This window comes from Paracoccus sp. DMF (assembly GCF_004407025.1).
GTDB classification, from domain to species: domain Bacteria; phylum Pseudomonadota; class Alphaproteobacteria; order Rhodobacterales; family Rhodobacteraceae; genus Paracoccus; species Paracoccus aminovorans_B.
The window spans coordinates 105,901-124,032 of record NZ_SOKV02000007.1; the positions used below are offsets into that span (position 1 = coordinate 105,901).

Here is an 18,132-nt window from a genome sequence, read left to right on the forward strand (position 1 = left end):
CATTCAGTCATGCGCGTCCCGGAACATCCGGTCCTGCATCACGTCCTGCCCCAAGGATAGGCAACGCGGGGCACGGCTGGATAGCTAGGGAATGCCTGCAAGTTTAGATACCTGTCCAAATCGACAGGATTTTAATGATCGGTCAAATTTTCCATCGCGATATCAGGGTGATGTCGGAAATGACGCCATGCCGGCGCCGGCATGACGTGGCGTCACCCGGGATGCGACCCTAGAGCCGGTCGCGCCAGCGGTTGACCAGCGGATAGCGCCGGTCCAGCCAGAAGGCCTTGGTCGAGATTCGCGGGCCGGGCGCCGCCTGGTAGCGTTTCCATTCGCTGCCATAAAGCAGCGTCTCGACCTTCTTCACCGTCTCGGCGTCGAAGCCCTGGGCGACCAGGTCCTTCAGCGCCAGGTCCTTCTCGACCAGCCCCTCCAGGATCGCGTCCAGCACCTCATAGGGCGGCAGGCTGTCCTGGTCCTTCTGGTCCGGGCGCAGCTCGGCCGAGGGCGGTTTCGTGATGATCTGCGGCGGGATCACCGCGCCCGCCGGGCCCTGCATCCAGGGGCGGTGGTTGCGGTTGCGCCAACGGCAGGTCTCGAACACCCGGGTCTTGTACAGATCCTTGATCGGGTTGTAGCCGCCGGCCATGTCGCCATAGATCGTGGCATAGCCCACCGCGACCTCGGACTTGTTGCCGGTGGTCAGCAGAAGCTCGCCGAACTTGTTCGAGATCGCCATCAGCATCACGCCGCGCAACCGGGACTGGATGTTCTCCTCGGTCGTGTCGGGTTTCGTCCCCTCCATCAGCTGTGCCAGCGCCGCGCCGACCGCGTCGCGGGCGCCCTCGATCTGCACCGTGTCCAGCCGCGCGCCCAGCCGGGTCGCGGCATCGGCGGCATCGTCAAGGCTGGCCCGCGAGGTGTATTCGCTGGGCAGCATCACGCAGCGCACGTTCTGCGGCCCGATGGCGTCGCAGGCGATGGTCGCGACCAGCGCCGAATCGATGCCGCCCGACATGCCCAGCACCACCTTGCGGAATCCGGACTTGCGCATGTAGTCGCGCAGCCCCTCGGTCATGGCGCGATAGTCTTGCTCCCATTCGTCGGGCTGGTGCTCCATCGGCCCCGGCACCGCGCGCCAGCCATCGGGCGTGCGGGTGAAGTCGACATGCACGATCTGTTCGTCGAAGGGCGCCAGCTGCACGACCTTGTCGGCGCCGCCGGTCCTGCCCGGGTTCAGCACGAAGCTGGCGCCGTCATAGAGCTGGTCGTCCTGGCCGCCGACCGAGTTCAGATAGACCAGCGGCAGGTCGGTCTCGACCACGCGACCGACCATGTGGCCCATGCGCAGGTCCAGCTTGCCCCGGTGGTAGGGGCTGCCGTTCGGCACGATCAGGATCTCGGCCCCGGTCTCGGCCAGGGTCTCGGCGACCTCGGGCCACCAGGCGTCCTCGCAGATCGGGCTGCCGATGCGGACGCCGCCCACGCGGTAGGGGCCCGAGATCGGCCCGACGTTGAACAGCCGCCATTCGTCGAAAAGCTGCTTGTGCGGCAGTTCGTGCTTCAGCACGCGGGCGGCGACCCGGCCGTCCTGCAAGACCCAATAGGCATTGTAGAGCCGGTCCCCTTCGGCAAAGGGGCCGCCGATGCCGATGGTGGGGCCTTGGGCACAGTCGCAGGCCAGCGTCTCGATCTCGGCCATGGCCTGCTGGGTGAAGGCGGCCTTCAGCACCAGGTCCTGGGTCTGGTAGCCGGTGATGAACATCTCGGGCAGCACCAGCATGTCGGACCCGGCCGCGCGCGCCTGCTGCCAGGCATCGCGGGCCTTGGCGGCATTGCCCGGCAGGTCGCCGACGGTGGGGTTCAGCTGTGCCAGCGTGATGCGGAACGTATCGGTCATGGTGCGTCCTTCGGCTTTGATCCCTGTGATAGGCGAGGGCGCGGCAAAGGAAAAGTCGGCTTTGCGCCGGCCGGCCCATGCGGTAAACCCTTGCCGAAAGAACGAACAAGAGGCGGAGGCAGGTCCATGAAGGCAGCCATTTTCGCATGCGCGATGATCCTGGCCGGCAGCGGCGTGGCCGCCGCCCAATCCGTCATCACCAAGCAATACGACGACGGCGGCGTCTATGAGGGCACCTTCCGCAACGGCAAGCAGCACGGCCGCGGCACCTATCGCCTGCCCTCGGGCTATGAATACACCGGCGACTGGGTCGAGGGCGAGATCCTGGGCCAGGGCGTGGCGAAATTCCCCAATGGCTCGGTTTACGAAGGCGCCTTCGCCAAGGGCAAGCCCAGCGGCAAGGGCAAGATCACCTATGCCGACGGCGGCACCTACGAGGGCGACTGGCTGGACGGCCAGATCACCGGCCAGGGCGAGGCGCATTACGCCAATGGCTCGATCTACAAGGGCGGCTTTGTCAACGCGCTGCATGACGGCAAGGGCGTGCTGACCCAGCCCAACGGCTATCGCTACGAGGGCGACTGGAAGGCCGGAGTCAAGGAGGGCTTCGGCAAGATCACCTATCCCGACGGCGCCGCTTATGAGGGCGGGATGAAGGCCGACCAGCGTTCCGGCCAGGGCAAGCTGACCATGCCGGACGGGCTGTCCTATGACGGTGGCTGGTCGGCCGGGCAGATGGCGGGGCAGGGCAAGCTGGTCCAGCCCTCGGGCGACAGCTACGATGGCCGCTTTGCCAATGGCAGGCGCGAGGGCAAGGGCATCGCCACCTTCGCCAACGGCGACCGCTACGAGGGCGATTTCCGCGCCGACAAGCGCTGGGGCGTGGGCACCTTCACCGGCACCGACGGCTATGTCTATTCCGGCGACTGGGTCGAGGGCCGCATGGAGGGGCTAGGCCGCATCACCTACCCCGACGGCTCGGTCTACGAGGGCGCGCTGAAGGCCGACATGCCGGACGGGCGCGGGCTCATCACCTATCCCGACGGCGCCACCTATGACGGCGACTGGCTGGCCGGGGTGATCGAGGGCCAGGGCGTGGCGAAATATGCCAATGGCCTGGTCTACGAAGGCGGTTTCAAGCGCGGCCGGAACGAGGGGCAGGGCCGCATGACCTATCCCGACGGCTATGTCTACAACGGCGCCTGGCGCGACGGCCAGCGCCACGGCCAGGGCCAGGCGACCTATGCCGACGGCACGACCTATGACGGTTCCTTCGTGGACGGGCTGCGGCAGGGCAAGGGCCGGCTGATCGCGCCCGACGGCTTCCGCTACGAGGGCCTGTGGAAGCAAGGCGAGATCGACGGCGAGGGCGTGGCCACCTATGCCAACGGCGACGTCTACACCGGCCATTTCGTCATGGGCAAGCGCCAGGGCGCGGGCGTGATGCGCTATGCGACGGGCGAGGTGGCCTCGGGCGAATGGGAGGACAACCGGCTTGCGGTGCCGACCGAGGGTGCAGCCCCGCAAGGCGCGACGCCCGAGGGCGCGGTGCCGGAGGAGCCCGAGGGGACCGTGGAGCAGTAGGTCGAAGCGGCCGCACCCGGCATCCGCGCGCTGGCCCGCGCCGGATGCGGTCTTGAGTCGCTTCGCGGCGGACGCGGTCTATGGCCCGAGGTCGGACTGGACGGCCGTATCGCCCGCGACGGTCGGGGGGCGCATCTCCTCCCGCCCCGACCGGTCATCGCAGGGACGATCGAACCAGGCGCGGTTTTTCAGCGCCGGGTTGTTCAGGTTGCGCCATTCGCAGGGCGGCAGGAACGGGAATCTTTGGCCATCGAGCAGAAAAACAGCTCCGAGCAGGCCGGTGTAATAGCCGTTGCATCCTCCCCTCCCTGAGCGTAGCTCACGCGCAACAGTGTCATACTGCTCTTCCCGGACCTTGGCGTCGGTCTGGGCGTCGTAAATGCCGGAATCACCGAATTTGTAGGACGTGATCCTGACATAGCGATCGTTGAAGCAAAGGAATTCAAGCCTGCGGGCAAGGATCGTTCTGCCATCCGTGGCAAAAAGCGCGACCGGAGCGCGGGGGAAATAATATTGCAGCTTGAGCATCATGCCATTTGGTAGGGTGACGCTTTTGGGCGCATGCCTGACCCATTGCACCCCCGCGACCGCCGCCCAGAGCAGGAAGAGAAAGACCGGAAGCAGAAGCAGATGATGGGCAAACGTGCGCAGCATCACCATCATTTCCTTGGGTCAAAGTAAATGCTATTTCTGCGGTCTCTTAGCACCTCTGCCGAAAAGCTTGCGCGCCATGTTCCGCTGATGTGATAGGGTATGCCACCGGGCTCGAAATTCATATCCAGAGGATCGGCAAATTCGTCGGTGAACTCAAAGTTGCTTTCACCAGTGATCCGCAGCATATCGTCGTGATATTCGACCGTTCCCAGGAAGGAGCCTGAGACCGTTCCCCTGCCATGCGAAAAGGCAACGTCGCCGAATTGATAGGTGTTATTGAAAGGCACGTAAAGCTTTCCGGCTCCATTTTCTCGAGCCGCGTCGGAAATTTGGCCCGACAGTCTGCGAAACGAACCTTGTGCGCCATCAGCATAAGCATATTGCTCGGCGATCTCGCGCAAATGCCCGATCTCTTCCAAGGTCACGGCGCGCCCGTCACCAAAGTAATAGTGCGACACGAATTCCCGGTTCCCCCACCGGACGGGGCCGGGCGGGAAATCCGAGGTGAATTCGTGAAACGCGAACTCTGTCTCGCCAAGGATATAGGGATCGGCCGCGCAGCGGCAGTTGTAATCCTCGCCCGGATGGCCGGTATCAGGCGGATTGTCCCATGCAACACGCGGCCATCGTTGGCACGATGTGCCGGTCGCACAAAATTGTCGCCTTGGCAGCGCCAGACATACCGTGCCGTGGTCGCTGCCTGTTTCAGGGTCAGGGGGATCGGCGTGCCGTTGCGCAGATACGCGCTGAAGGCAGTTCGATATGCTTCCGTGTGGATCATGTTCATGCCGGGAACCTCATATGCCGCGCGGCATCCTCCAACAGCAGATCACAAGATTCGGTTAATGCTGGCGCGTTGCGTGCCGCCCCTCATTCCACCGCCCGCACCCCCACCGTCTCTCCCCAATGCGCGAAGGGCAGCACCCGCCCGTTCCGCCGGCTTTCCGCCACCAGGTCCAGGTCCACCTCGGCCTTGACCCAGCCCGGCGCGTCCATCGCCCCCTCGGCCACCACGCCGCTTTCCGGCCACAGCCCATCCGGCGGCGCATAGATCGCCGCCGCGCCGCGGTTCTCGTCCACCGCCGGGCTCCAGTCCACGCAGCCGACCGTCGGCGCCTGCACCACCACGCATTGGCTCTCCAGCGCCCGCGCCATGGCGCCGATGCGGACGCGGTTGTAGCCCGCCACCGTGTCGGTGCAGGAGGGCACCAGGATCACCTCGACCCCGGCCTCGGCCAGCACGCGGCCCAGCAGCGGGAATTCGCTGTCATAGCAGATCAGCACGCCCAGCCGACCCACCGCCGTGTCGAAGACCCGTAGGCCCGAGGCGCCGGTCACATCCCAATCCTCGCGCTCGAACCGGGTCATCACCTGCTTGTCCTGGTGGCCTATCCGCCCCTCGGGGCCAAACAGCACGGCGCGGTTGACCGGGCGCGGCCCCTCGAAACAGGGGCCCGAGGCCGCCAGGATATGCAGCCCGTGCCGCGCCGCCAGGTCCGCATGCAGCGCGTCGCGCGCCGCCTCGTGGCGGGCGACCTCATGGAGCGAGGCCTCGAGGTCGCCCGCCACCGCGCGGCCGCCCAGCGAGGCCAGCTCCATGGCGCCGTATTCGGGAAAGACCAGCAGGTCGCAGTCGGTCGCCTCGGCCACCCAGGCCGAGATCTTGGCGCGATAGGCGTCGAAGTCCGCCAGCCAGTCGAAGGGATAGGCGGCGGCGGCGATGCGGATGGTCCGGGTCACAGCGTCTTCATCCAGAATTGCAGGGGCTTGCGGGTCGGCGCGGCCTCGCCGATATCCTTCCACTCGAATTCGGCCACCACGCCCGGCAGCGGCGCGTAACCGCGCTTGCGCCAGAAGCCGTCCAGCGGGCGATAGTCCTGCGGATGCAGCGGGTGGTCCTCGGGACGCACGACGCGGCAAAAGGCGCTGTAGCGACGCCCCAGCGCGCGGGCCTGCGCCTCGCGGCCGTCGAAGAAGGCATGGCCGAGGCCGTGGCCGCGATATTCGGGCAGAAGCACCGATTCCGCGCAATAGAAGATCTGCTCCAGCGGCTCGGGGCGCGCGGCGAAGGCGGCGGCGAAATCGCCGGCGTGATCCTCCATCGGCGCCCCGGTCGCGGCGCCGATCATGCGCGTGCCGTCATAGGCCGCGACCACCACCGCGCCGGGCGACTGATAGGCCCGCAGGTAATCGCGCTCGTAAGCCAGGTCGCCGTCGTAGAGATAGGGCCAGTCGCGGAACACGGCGATGCGCAGCCGCGCCAGGTCGTCCAGCACCTCGGCCACGGCATCCCCGGTCAGGCTGCGCGTCTCGATCATTCCCCGACCATCTGCCGGGTCCAGTCGGCCAGGTTGTAATAGGTCGTCACGCGGGCGATCTTGCCGTCCTTGATGGTGAAGAAGGTGCCGGCGGGCAGGACATAGGTCTGGCCCTTCGCTTCGGGCAGGCCCTCGTCGGTGGCCAGATAGGTGCCGTTCACCACGAATTCCGCCGCCGCGCGGTCGCCGGCCTCGTTGGCGAAGATCACGATGTCGGTCAGCCGTTCCTGGTAGCTGCGGGTCATGTGGGCGTTGAACGCGGCGAAAGCCGCCTTGCCGCGACGGATGCCGCCCTCGTTCACGTGATGCTCGACCTCGTCATGCAGATAGGCCAGCATCTCATCGGTGCGGCCGGCGTTGAAGGCGTCGTAATAGGCGGCGATCAGGGCCTTGGTATCCATCGGCAATCTCCTTGTTTCACCCGGTCTAGCGCGGGCGCCGCCGCACGTCACCTCCACCCTTTGGCGGAGGCGTTAACCCTTCTGCAATGCTGACGCATTATTCCCATCGCCGGGCGGCTGGTGTAGCCAAGGGACGGCAAAGCAGGGGATGGCAGATGGCTGAGGCGCGACGGATCGACTGTTTCAAGGCCTATGACGTGCGCGGCCGGCTGGGGACCGAGCTTGACGCGGACGTGGCCTGGCGCATCGGCCGCGCCTTCGCACAGGTCCTGGGCGCGCGCGAGGTGATCGTCGGCCGCGACACGCGCGAGACCTCGCCGGAACTCGCCGCCGCGCTGATCCGCGGGCTGAACGAGGGCGGCGCGAATGTGCGCGACCTGGGCCTGGCCGGCACCGAGGAAATGTATTTCGCCACCGCGCATTTCGGCGCCGATGGCGGGATCGAGGTCACCGCCTCGCACAACCCCATCGACTATAACGGCATGAAACTGGTCGGGCGCGGCGCCGCGCCGCTGGACCCCGAGGGGGATTTCGCCGCCATCGCCGCGCTGGCGCAATCGGGCGATTTCGCCGAACCCGCCGCGCCGGGCGCGACCCGCGATTTCGCCGAGGCGCGCGACACCTATGCCCGCGCCATGGCCGATTTCGTCGACATTGCCGCGCTGAAGCCGCTGACCGTTCTGGTCAACGCCGGCAATGGCACGGCCGGGCCGACCTTCGACGCCATCGCGGCCGAACTGGAACGGCGCGGCGCCCCCCTGCGCTTCATCCGCATGAACCACGACGCCGATCCGAGCTTCCCGAACGGTATCCCGAACCCGCTGCTGCCGGAAAACCAGCCGATGACGGCGGATGCGGTGCGCGAACATGGCGCCGACCTGGGCGTGGCCTGGGACGGCGATTTCGACCGCTGCTTCTTCTTCGACGAAAAGGGGAATTTCATCCCCGGCGAATATATCGTCGGCCTGCTGGCGACCGCCTTCCTGGAAAAGCACCCGGGCGAGAAGATCGTCCACGATCCGCGCGTGGTGCTGAACAGCCGCGACATGATCGCGGGGGCGGGCGGGCAGGCGGTGCAGGCCCGCACCGGCCATGCCTTCGTCAAGCGCGCCATGCGCGAGTCGGGCGCGATCTATGGCGGCGAGATGTCGGCGCATCACTATTTCCGCGATTTCCACTTTGCCGACAGCGGCATGATCCCCTGGCTGCTGGTGGTCGAGCTGGTCAGCCGCAAGGGCACCAGCCTGGGCGCGCTGCTGGCCGAGCGGATGCGGGCCTTCCCGTCCTCGGGCGAGATCAATTTTCGCCTGGCCGATCCCGCCGCGGCCATCGCCCGCGTCGTCGGGCATTTCGCGCCAATGGCGCTGCACCGCGACGACACCGACGGGGTCAGCCTGGAATTCGCCGACTGGCGCTTCAACCTGCGCAGCTCGAACACCGAGCCGGTGGTGCGGCTGAACGTCGAATCGCGCGGCGACGCCGGCCTGGTCGCCGCGAAGCGGGCCGAGATCGAGGCGCTGCTGGCGGGCTAGTCCCCCGCCACCGCCGGCGGCACGCGCAGGATCGCCTCGTGCCGGGCGATGGCCTCATCGAGATCCTCGTAGACCTCCAGCGTGCCGCGCTCCAGCACGGCGCCCATGGTGCACATGTTGCGGATCATCGGCATGGAATGGCTGACCACGATGGCGCCGGAATTGGCCATGCGGTCGTTGAACACCCGTTGCGATTTCACCCGGAAATCCGCGTCGCCGACGCTGGTCACCTCGTCGACCAGATAGGTGTCGAAATGGATGCCCATGCTGGTGCCCATCGCCAGCCGCGACCGCATCCCCGAGGAATAGCTGGCGAAGGGCTGGTGGTAATGCTGGCCCAGCTCGGCGAAATCCGCGACGTAATCGACCAGCTCGTCGCTGTCCACGCCATAGATGCGGGCGACGAAGCGCACGTTCTGCGCCCCGCTGAGTTCGCCGTGAAAGCTGCCCATGAAGCCGACCGGCCAAGAGATCGTGCCGTCCGACAGCACCCGCCCCGAGGTCGGCGAGACGGTGCCCGCGATCATGCGCAGCAGCGTCGACTTGCCGGCGCCGTTGCGGCCCAGCAGCCCCACCGAGGCGCCGGTCGGAAAGACCGCGCTGATATTGTCGGCCACCACGGTCCGGCGCCCCTTCAGACGATAGGCCTTGGTCAGGTTCTCCAGCCGGATCATGGCTCAGGCGCGGTCGCGGATGCTGTAATAGATCAGGACCAGGACCGACCAGGCGGCCAGCAGCATGCCGGCGACCATGAACAGCAGCCACAGCCGCTGCGGCTCGGTCGAGCTTTGCGGGATCTTGGGCTCGATATGGGCGGCGAGGTAGCGCGACTGGCGCTGCGCCTCGGCCATCGCCGTCTCATAGGCGATGCGGGCGGTGCGATAGGCGCCCTCGGCGAATTCGCGGTCCACGGCCAGCTTTTCGTATTCGGCCATCAGCTGGGCATAGCTTTCGCCGGCCGGGCCCTGGCCCTCGGCACCGAACTTGCCGCGTTCCTGGTCGATCAGCCGGCGCAGCGCGTCGATCTTTTGCTGCGACTGGGTGACGCGGTGGTCGGTCGGCTGGGCATTCTCCAGCAGCATGTCATGGGCGACCAGCGCCTCGGCCAGCTGGCCCTGCAGCCCGCTCAGTACGCCCATCTGGCCGGCAAGATCGGCCTGGGGATCGACGATCTGCGACTTCATGCGGAACGCGGTCATCGCCTGGCGGGTGGTGGTCAGCTCGTCGCGCGTCTTGTCCAGTTCCGCCTTGGCCAGCCGCGTCGCATCCTGCTGGGCGACGGCGGAAAGCTGGTTGATCTTGTCCGAGCTCTGCTTGAACACCGCCGCGGCAATGGCCTGGGCGTCCTCGGCGCTGAAGGCGCTGACGTTCAGCGTGATGAGCGAGGTCGAGCTGTCATAGAGCACCTTGACCTGGCGCTGCCAGTATTCGGTCAGCTCCTCGACATGGCCCTCGGGGTTGAAGGCGAAGACGAAATCATGCGGCCAGTCGCGCGAGAAGCGCGCGCGCAGGTCCAGTTGCGCGTCAATCTGCTCGACCATGTCCTGGCTGCGGATGTATTCGTACAGGATGTCGGTATCCGAGGCGCTGCCGCTGCCGCCGGTGAACGAGGTCAGCCCGCCCAGAAGGTCGATCGACGGCGCCATCTGCTCCTTGCGCACCGAAAAGCCCACGGACGAGACATATTGGTCGCTGGCCCGGGCCCAGAGATACCAGGCCCAGAGCAGGGTCGGCAGCACCACCAGCGCCAGGAACGAGGCAAGCATCAGCCAGTGCCGGCGCTTCGGCTGGGCCATGCCGACCGCCGGGCGGACCGGGATCGCCGGTCGGGCCGGAGGCTGGCCCTGCGCCGGGCGGGGCACGGGTTGGCCCATGGGCTTCACCGGGATCGGCTTGGCCTGCTGCTGCGGGCGCACCGCCGGCGCCTGGGCATTGCCCTGCGGCCGGGCCGGCGCCGGCTGCGCCGGGCCGGGCGCGCCCTGGCCCTGGAACGGCCGGTTGGCCTGCGCTGACGCGGCGGGATTGGCTGCGGGCCGCGCAGGCGCGTGCTGGTCCGCCGCTGGCTGGGCCGGGGCGCCGGAGGGGCCGCTGGCCGGGTTCGAAGGGGTGCTCACCGCAGTTGCGCTTTCGCTGGTTTACCTTTTCGGCGCAGTTGTTACATATTGCGGCTCGTCAAGACCAGCTTTTGCGTTCACATGTCCGACATCACCCGCGAGATTCGACCGCCGCAGCGCCCGTCCCGGAACGGGCCGCGCTTTCGCATGATGCGCATCATCGTGGCGCTGATGCTGCGCGAGATGGCGACGAGCTATGGCAAATCCGCCGGCGGCTATGTCTGGGCGGTGCTCGAGCCGGTGCTGGGCGTGGCGCTCTTGTCGTTGATCTTCAGCCTGGCGCTGAACCGGCCGGGCCTGGGCACCAACTTTCCGCTGTTCTATGCCACGGGCTTCCTGCCCTTCGCGATGTTCAACGACATCACCAACAAGGTGGCGAGCTCGATCCGCTTCTCGCGCCCCTTCCTGGCCTATCCCAGCGTGACCTTCATCGATGCGATGATCGCGCGGGTGCTGCTGAACGCGCTGACCCATACCGTGGTGATCGCCATCGTCTTCGTCGGCATCTATGTCATCTTTCAGCTGCCGGTGGTGGTGAATCTGGCGCCGGTGCTGGAATCGCTGCTGCTGGTCACGCTGCTGGCGGTCGGGGTCGGCACGCTGAACTGCTATCTGATGACCGCCTTCCCGATCTGGGAGCGGATCTGGCAGATCCTGACCCGGCCCTTGTTCCTGATGTCGGGCATCTTCTTCACCTTCGACCTGATGCCGCCCCAGGCGCAGAACCTGCTGTGGTACAATCCGCTGATCCATTGCGTCGGGCTGATGCGGCAGGGGATCTATCCGACCTATCAGGGCAGCTACATCAATCCGGAATATGTCATCGGCATCTCGGTCACGCTGCTGCTGCTGGGGCTGATGCTGCTCGAGCGCCGGCACCGCGACCTGCTGGAACGCTAGAGCAGCAGGTCCGAGGCGCCGAGGCTGGACAGGGTGCCCAGATCGACTGTCAGATCGGCGGCACCGTCGCCGTCGAGGTCGACCAGCAGCCGGGTCGCGCCGGGCTGCGACAGGTCGGCCCTGACCTGGCCCGCGCCCGAGAAGGCGTCGCTGCCGATGAAGGTCAGGTTCAGCCCGGACAGATCGATCCGGTCCAGCCCGGTCTGGAAATCGGTGATGGTGTCGCTGCCGCTTCCGAAGTTCTCGGCGCTGGTGAAGACGAAGACATCGGCCCCCGCGCCGCCGGTCAGGGTGTCATAGCCGGCGCCGCCTTCCAGCCGGTCGTCACCATCGCCGCCGTCCAGCAGGTCGTGCCCGGCGCCACCGACCAGCGAATCGCTGCCGCCCTCGCCGCGCAGGATGTCGTTGCCGGTCTCGCCCAGCAGCGTGTCGTTGCCTTCGCCGCCGCCGGCCTCATCATCGCCCTCGCCGCCGTTCAGCAGGTCGTCGCCCAGGCCGCCGAACAGCGTGTCGGCGCCGCGAAGACCATAGAGCGAGTCGTTGCCATCGTCGCCGGACAGATAGTCGCCGCCGACCTGACCCCAGAGCTGATCGTTCCCGGCCCCGCCGCGCAGCGTATTGTTACCGCTCTCGCCGTAAAGCGTGTCATCGCCGTCACCGCCCATCAGCAGGTCATGGCCGTTGCCGCCGCGAAGCACGTCATTGCCGGCGCCGCCGTCCAGCAGGTCATGGCCCTCGCCGCCAAGAAGCGAATCATTGCCGCTTCCGCCATAGGCCGAGTCATTGCCGACTCCACCCCAGAGCGTGTCATTGCCCTCTCCGCCCTGCAATGTGTCGCTGCCTTCGCCACCGTAAAGGATATCATTGCCGACCCCGCCATAAAGCAGGTCATGACCGCCATCGCCATAAAGCACATCCGGCGCGCCATCGCCCCAGATCGTGTCGTGGCCATTGCCGCCGTACAGCGTGTCGGCGCCTTCGCGGCCCTGGATGATGTCGTGCCCCTCGCCGCCATAGGCCCGGTCGTTGCCGGCACCGGCGTCGATGCTGTCGTTACCGGCGCCGCTGGCCAGGTAATCGTTGCCCGGCCCGCCCAGCAGCGTATCCATGCCGGCGCCGGCCAGCAGGCTGTCATTGCCGATGCCACCGAACAGATAGTCGTTGCCGGCGCCCGAAATCAGCGTGTCGTTGCCGGCGTCTCCGTTCAGCCGCCCTGCGCCATTGCCGACTTGCAGGTGGTCATCCCCGGCGCCGCCCCACAGCGTATTGTTGCCCAGCATGTCCACGAGACGGTCGTTACCCTGCTCGCCAAAGAGATTGTCGTTACCGGCATCACCGCTAAGCGTATCGTCGCCCAGGCCGCCAAACAGCGTGTCGTTGCCGCCCCAGCCTAACAGCCGGTCGTTGCCGACGCCGCCTTGCAGCAGGTCGTTGCCATCCATGCCGGCCAGCGTGTCGTTGCCATCGCCGCCGCGCAGCGTGTCGTTGCCGACGCCGCCATTCAGGGCGTCATTGCCAAGGCCGCCCAGCAGCAGGTCGTTGCCGGCATAGCCGAAGATGTTCGACCCGTTGCGCGACGCGGTCAGCGAATCGTTGCGGATCGTGCCATGCACGACGGTGCGCATGTTGGGCGCGGCGTAATGCGTCACCGGGAACAGGGAATTGTCGAAGGCGCCGGCTTGCAGCGTGGTGTTGTCTTTTGTCATGACGAAAATGACCGAGTTTCCATAGAAGATCTTGATGCCAAAGGCTTGCGGGCGGAACACCAGCTGGTCGGTGCTGCGGATCATGCCAAGCGCCGACAGGTCCAGCCGGTCCACGCCCAGTTCGAAATCGGTGACGGTGATGCGGCCGTTGACCTCGGTCACCGCGAAGATGTCGGCGCCGTCGCCGCCGGTCATGCTGACGGGCGCGCTGCCTGACATCAGGATGTCGTCGCCGGCGCCGCCCCGCAGTTCGGTCGTGCCGGCGCTGGCCTGCATCAGGTCGCTGCCCTCGGTGCCGCTCTGCACGCCGGCGCCGACCACGCGGGTCAGGCCGATCTCGCCCGGTTCGAAGACGAACTGGCTGATGCCGCGCTCGGTCCGGGACGAGACGAAGACCGCGATCTTGCCGTCGATCTCCATCGCCGAGATGGCCGAGACATCGGCCAGCGCCCGGTCGTCGGTGTCGGCCAGCGTCGCGATATGCAGAAGCCTGCCGTCGGGCAGCACGGTGAAGACGCTGATGCCGTCGTCGCCGCCGCCCAGGAAGATGAAGGCGCGGCCGTCCATGTTCAGCGTCTCCATCGCCGTGGCGCCGGAGAAGCGGGTCGTGCGCTCGTCGACGATATGGTCGACCGGCAGAAGCTGGCCGTCATAGGTCAGCCGCATCATGGTCAGCGACGAGCTTTGCGAGGCGGCGATGGCGGCATAGGTCACGCCGCCGACCGTCACTGTGCCCAGGTGGCTGGGCTGGTCCATGCCCAGACCGTTCCACGACCACAGCATCTGCGCGCTGCCCAGGCTGCCGTCGGCATGGACCATCTGCACCGAGACGTAATTGCCCATGCCCGAGGCGGCCAGGATGAAGCTGCGGTCGCCCAGGGTGGCGACATGCATGGCGTCGATCTCGGTCCCCTGCACGCCGGCGCCGAGCGGCAGCTGCGCGCGGGTGACATGGCTGATGCCGCCGTTGTCGGCCACGCGCCAGATGTCGAAGGCGGTCTGGCCGTCGCGGGCGCTGTAGAGGAAATTGCCCAGGGGCGTGCTGAACTGACCGAGCCGGATCATGTCCTGCGGCAACGGGTTGCCGCCCGGCGCGGCGGCGCTTTCCAGGAAATCGCCCTGGTTGCCCAGCCGGATCGCCGGGCCGGTGCCATTGCGCAAGCCGGTGCCGAACAGCACGGAATCACCCCCAAGTTGCAGGATGGCCGCCGCCGGGTTGCCGGCATAGCCCGCGGCCGCCGGATAGGCCTGGCTGCCCATGACCTGGATCGGCTGCTCGGCCGAGGTGATGCGATAGGCCGCGATGCCGCCGCCCATATGGGTGACGCTGTAGAGCGCATGGCCCTCGGGCCCGGAATGGGTCCGCAAATCCGTGATATTGCTCACGAATGGTGCATCAGCACCCGTATAGGTGGCGATCAGTCGATAGCGCATAGCGGGTTTCGCTTGTGGCAGGTGGCGGTGGTGCGGGACAGCTCCCGGTTGCCTAACAAGGCGATAATTCGCGCCTTCAAGTCACGCATTATTCCCCGTGCATTTTAACATCCGCAGGACTAGGTTGGCGCGGCGCGGCGCCTTGGGGGCCGTCTCGGGTTTCTCTGCGCGGTCTTCCGCGCAGAACTTATCTGGTAGAGACAGATGCAGATCGAAAAGACCTCGCTTCCGGGCGTCCTGGTCCTTGCTCCCCGGCGTTTCGGCGATGAACGGGGGTTTTTCTCGGAAAGCTGGAATCGGCGGACGCTGCACGAGGCCGGGCTGGACCTGCCCGAGTTCGTCCAGGATAACCATTCGTTATCATCGGCTTGCGGCACGCTGCGCGGCATGCACTTCCAGGCGCCGCCGCATGCCCAAGGCAAGCTGGTGCGCTGCGGGCGCGGCCGGCTGTTCGACGTCGCCGTCGACATCCGCAAGGGCAGCCCGACCTATGGCCGCTGGACCGGATACGAGCTGTCGTTCCAGAACGGCTTGCAGCTGTGGATCCCGCCGGGCTTTCTGCACGGCTTCGTCACGCGCGAACCGGACACGGAAATCATCTACAAATGTAGCGATCATTACGCGCCGGATTGCGACGGGGCGGTCGCCTGGGACACAATCGGCATCGACTGGGGCCTGACCGGTCGTCCGATCCTGTCCGGCAAGGACGCCGAGGCCCCGGCATTGCGCGATTTCGACAGCCCCTTCACCTATGCGGGCCCCTTTGATTACGAGGCGAGACTATGAAGATTCTGGTTACCGGCGGGGCGGGGTTCATCGGTTCGGCCGTGGTGCGGCTGGCCATCGCGCGCGGGCATGCGGTGGTGAACCTGGACGCGCTGACCTATGCCGCCAACCTGGAAAACGTCGCCTCGGTCGCGGACGACCCGCATTACGCCTTCGAACAGGTCGACATCCGCGACCGCGCGGCGCTGGACCGGGTGCTGGCCGCGCACAAGCCCGACGCCATCATGCACCTGGCCGCAGAAAGCCACGTCGACCGCTCGATCGACGGGCCGGGCGCCTTCATCGAGACCAATGTCACCGGCACCTACAACCTGCTGGAGGCCGCGCGCGCCTATTGGGTGGGGCAAGGCCGGCCCGAGGGCTTCCGCTTCCACCATATCTCGACCGACGAGGTCTTCGGCAGCCTTGGCGAGACCGGCCAGTTCACCGAGGACACGCCCTACGATCCGCGCAGCCCCTATTCGGCCTCGAAAGCCGCCTCGGACCACCTGGTCCGGGCCTGGCACGAGACCTATGGCCTGCCGGTGGTGCTGACCAATTGTTCCAACAATTACGGACCGTTCCACTTTCCCGAGAAGCTGGTGCCGGTGGTGATCCTGAACGCGCTGCACGGCAAGCCGATCCCGGTCTATGGCGACGGCGGCAATATCCGCGACTGGCTCTATGTCGAGGATCACGCCGACGCCCTGCTGCTGGTGCTGGAAAAGGGCGCGCTCGGGGAAAGCTACAATATCGGCGGCGAGAACGAGGCCAGGAACATCGACCTCGTCCGCACGATCTGCGCCGAGATGGACCGGCTGCGCCCGGATGCCGCGCCGCATGAGCGGCTGATCAGCTTCGTCACCGACCGTCCGGGCCATGATCGGCGCTATGCCATCGACCCGACCCGGATCCGCACCGAGTTGGGCTGGCGCCCCTCGGTCACGGTCGCGGAGGGGCTTGCGCGCACCGTCGAATGGTATCTGGCGAACGAGGACTGGTGGCGCCCGCTGCTGACCCGGCAGGGCGTCGGCCAAAGGCTCGGCGCGGCGTGATGGACCTGCTGGTCTTTGGCCAAAGCGGCCAGGTCGCGCGGGAACTGGCGCGGCTGGCGCCGCAGGCGCGGTTCCTGGCCCGCGCCCAGGCCGATCTCTCCGACCCCGAGGCCTGCGCGGCCGCGATCCGGGCCTCGGGCTGCGCGGCGGTGCTGAACGCCGCCGCCCATACCGCCGTCGACCGCGCCGAATCCGAACCCGAGTTCGCGCATCGCATCAATGCCGAGGCCCCCGCCGCCATGGCCCGGACCTGCGCCGCGCTGGGCCTGCCCTTCCTCAGCATCTCGACCGACTATGTCTTCGACGGCTCGGGCGCGCACCCATGGGTCGAGACCGATCCGACCGGCCCGCTGGGCGTCTATGGCGCCTCGAAACTGGCCGGAGAGCGCGGCATCGCGCGCGCCGGCGGGCAATGGGCGGTGCTGCGCACCTCCTGGGTCTTTTCCGCCCATGGCGCGAATTTCGTCAAGACCATGCTGCGGCTGGGCGCCGAGCGCGACGAATTGCGCGTCGTCGCCGACCAGCACGGTGGCCCGACCCCGGCCGAGGCCATCGCCCGCGCCTGCCTGACCATGCTGGCGGCGATGCGCGCCGATCCGGCCAAGGGCGGCCTCTACCATTTCGCCGGCAGCCCCGACACGACTTGGGCCGATTTCGCCCGCGCCATCATGGCCGGCGCCGGGCTTGGCTGCCGCATCATCGACATTCCGACCTCGGACTATCCGACACCGGCGCGACGTCCGGCGAATTCCCGCCTGGATTGCGCCGCCATTCTGCGGGACTTCGGCATCAGTCGCCCCGACTGGCAGGCCGGGCTCGCCAAGGTATTGCAGGAGCTGACCGCATGACCCAGACCGTTCCGCCCGCGCGCAAGGGCATCATCCTGGCCGGGGGCTCGGGCACCCGGCTCTATCCGATCACCATGGGCGTCTCGAAGCAGCTGCTGCCGATCTATGACAAGCCGATGGTGTTCTATCCGATCACCGTGCTGATGCTGGCCGGCATCCGCGAGATCGCCATCATCACCACGCCCGAGGACCAGCTCCAGTTCCAGCGCCTGCTGGGCGACGGCAGCCAATGGGGCTTGCGCTTCGAATACCTGGTGCAGCCCTCGCCCGACGGGCTGGCGCAGGCCTATCTGCTGGCCGAGGATTTCCTGGCCGGCAGCCCTTCGGCCATGGTGCTGGGCGACAACATCTTCTTCGGCCACGGCCTGCCGGTACTGCTGGCCGCCGCCGACAACCGCCAGAGCGGCGGCACCGTCTTCGGCTATCGCGTCGCCGACCCCGAACGCTATGGCGTCGTCGCCTTCGATCCCGACGGCAAGGCCAGCGCCATCATCGAAAAGCCCGAGGTGCCGCCTTCGGATTACGCCGTCACCGGGCTCTATTTCCTCGACGGCACCGCGCCGGCGCGCGCGCGCGCGGTCAAGCCCTCGGCCCGGGGCGAACTGGAAATCACCACGCTGCTGGAAACCTACCTGCACGACGGCAGCCTGACGGTCGAGCGCATGGGCCGCGGCTTTGCCTGGCTCGACACCGGCACCCACGCCAGCCTGCTCGACGCCGGCAATTTCGTGCGCACGCTGGAGCAGCGCCAGGGCCTGCAGACCGGCTGCCCCGAGGAGATCGCCTTCGAGGCCGGCTGGATCACCGCCGACGAACTCCGCGCCCGCGCCAGGCTGTTCTCGAAGAACGCTTACGGCAAATATCTGCTGCGGGTCTTGGGCGAGTCCGAATAGCGCCGGGGGCTGTCTGCCCCCGGACCCC

Annotated in this window: 16 protein-coding genes; 7 read left to right on the plus strand and 9 right to left on the minus strand. The window is 67.1% G+C overall.

Going from position 1 to position 18,132, the window contains the following annotated elements; genetic code table 11:
• Positions 1 to 229 precede the first annotated feature (229 nt).
• Positions 230 to 1,900 carry an NAD+ synthase gene (locus tag E3D03_RS06180; protein WP_263566233.1) on the minus strand — a complete coding sequence of 557 codons (1,671 nt, stop codon included), beginning with the start codon at positions 1,898 to 1,900 and terminating at the stop codon, positions 230 to 232.
• 126 nt (positions 1,901 to 2,026) lie between these two features.
• On the opposite strand from E3D03_RS06180, the gene E3D03_RS06185 reads away from it, so the two are divergent.
• A complete protein-coding gene (locus E3D03_RS06185; protein ID WP_263566234.1) occupies positions 2,027 to 3,484 on the plus strand; it encodes a 2-isopropylmalate synthase in 1,458 nt (485 codons plus the stop codon).
• Between the two features lie 78 nt (positions 3,485 to 3,562).
• On the opposite strand, the gene E3D03_RS06190 is transcribed toward E3D03_RS06185, so the two are convergent.
• The 5 genes from E3D03_RS06190 to E3D03_RS06210 all read right to left on the minus strand — a co-directional run bounded on the left by E3D03_RS06190 (position 3,563) and on the right by E3D03_RS06210 (position 6,857).
• Positions 3,563 to 4,144, minus strand: a complete 582-nt coding sequence (locus E3D03_RS06190) for a hypothetical protein (RefSeq protein WP_263566235.1) — start codon at positions 4,142 to 4,144, stop codon at positions 3,563 to 3,565.
• Positions 4,144 to 4,596, minus strand: coding sequence for a hypothetical protein (locus E3D03_RS06195; RefSeq protein WP_263566236.1), 453 nt, complete (start codon positions 4,594 to 4,596; stop codon positions 4,144 to 4,146). Before E3D03_RS06195 ends, E3D03_RS06190 begins: the two co-directional genes overlap by 1 nt.
• Positions 4,597 to 5,008: 412 nt before the next feature.
• On the minus strand, positions 5,009 to 5,866 hold the full coding sequence (locus tag E3D03_RS06200; RefSeq protein ID WP_263566274.1) for a carbon-nitrogen hydrolase family protein: 858 nt from the start codon (positions 5,864 to 5,866) through the stop codon (positions 5,009 to 5,011).
• Between the two features lie 8 nt (positions 5,867 to 5,874).
• Complete coding sequence (locus E3D03_RS06205) at positions 5,875 to 6,456, minus strand: GNAT family N-acetyltransferase (RefSeq protein ID WP_062563421.1); 582 nt, start codon at positions 6,454 to 6,456, stop codon at positions 5,875 to 5,877.
• On the minus strand, positions 6,453 to 6,857 hold the full coding sequence (locus E3D03_RS06210; protein WP_263566237.1) for a ketosteroid isomerase-related protein: 405 nt from the start codon (positions 6,855 to 6,857) through the stop codon (positions 6,453 to 6,455). The genes E3D03_RS06205 and E3D03_RS06210 overlap by 4 nt, the downstream gene beginning before the upstream one ends.
• A 155-nt stretch (positions 6,858 to 7,012) precedes the next feature.
• Here E3D03_RS06210 and E3D03_RS06215 point away from each other — a divergent pair, with 155 nt between their 5' ends.
• A complete protein-coding gene (locus E3D03_RS06215) occupies positions 7,013 to 8,389 on the plus strand; it encodes a phosphomannomutase (protein ID WP_263566238.1) in 1,377 nt (458 codons plus the stop codon).
• Here the strand turns inward: E3D03_RS06215 and E3D03_RS06220 are convergent.
• Positions 8,386 to 9,063 carry an ABC transporter ATP-binding protein gene (locus E3D03_RS06220; RefSeq protein ID WP_263566239.1) on the minus strand — a complete coding sequence of 226 codons (678 nt, stop codon included), beginning with the start codon at positions 9,061 to 9,063 and terminating at the stop codon, positions 8,386 to 8,388. The genes E3D03_RS06215 and E3D03_RS06220 overlap by 4 nt on opposite strands.
• A gap of 3 nt (positions 9,064 to 9,066) precedes the next feature.
• Positions 9,067 to 10,503: a capsule biosynthesis protein gene (locus E3D03_RS06225; RefSeq protein ID WP_263566240.1), complete on the minus strand. Its 1,437-nt coding sequence runs from the start codon at positions 10,501 to 10,503 to the stop codon at positions 9,067 to 9,069.
• Positions 10,504 to 10,650: 147 nt separating this feature from the next.
• On the opposite strand from E3D03_RS06225, the gene E3D03_RS06230 reads away from it, so the two are divergent.
• The gene (locus tag E3D03_RS06230; protein WP_263566275.1) at positions 10,651 to 11,403 is read left to right on the plus strand and encodes an ABC transporter permease; all 753 of its coding nucleotides are present in this window, start codon (positions 10,651 to 10,653) and stop codon (positions 11,401 to 11,403) included.
• Here the strand turns inward: E3D03_RS06230 and E3D03_RS06235 are convergent.
• Positions 11,400 to 14,495 (minus strand): calcium-binding protein, encoded by a 3,096-nt coding sequence (locus E3D03_RS06235; protein ID WP_263566241.1) that lies wholly within the window; start codon positions 14,493 to 14,495, stop codon positions 11,400 to 11,402. The two genes, E3D03_RS06230 and E3D03_RS06235, sit on opposite strands and share 4 nt — an antisense overlap.
• Before the next feature lie 252 nt (positions 14,496 to 14,747).
• On the opposite strand from E3D03_RS06235, the gene rfbC reads away from it, so the two are divergent.
• Genes rfbC through rfbA form a run of 4 tightly spaced genes read left to right on the plus strand, consistent with a single transcriptional unit; the run spans position 14,748 to position 18,104 of the window.
• Positions 14,748 to 15,329, plus strand: a complete 582-nt coding sequence (rfbC, locus tag E3D03_RS06240) for a dTDP-4-dehydrorhamnose 3,5-epimerase (protein WP_062563427.1) — start codon at positions 14,748 to 14,750, stop codon at positions 15,327 to 15,329.
• Positions 15,326 to 16,363, plus strand: a complete 1,038-nt coding sequence (gene rfbB, locus E3D03_RS06245; RefSeq protein ID WP_263566242.1) for a dTDP-glucose 4,6-dehydratase — start codon at positions 15,326 to 15,328, stop codon at positions 16,361 to 16,363. Before rfbC ends, rfbB begins: the two co-directional genes overlap by 4 nt.
• A complete protein-coding gene (gene rfbD, locus E3D03_RS06250) occupies positions 16,363 to 17,211 on the plus strand; it encodes a dTDP-4-dehydrorhamnose reductase (protein ID WP_263566276.1) in 849 nt (282 codons plus the stop codon). Before rfbB ends, rfbD begins: the two co-directional genes overlap by 1 nt.
• Positions 17,208 to 18,104, plus strand: coding sequence for a glucose-1-phosphate thymidylyltransferase RfbA (gene rfbA / locus E3D03_RS06255; protein ID WP_263566243.1), 897 nt, complete (start codon positions 17,208 to 17,210; stop codon positions 18,102 to 18,104). Before rfbD ends, rfbA begins: the two co-directional genes overlap by 4 nt.
• Positions 18,105 to 18,132 lie beyond the last annotated feature (28 nt).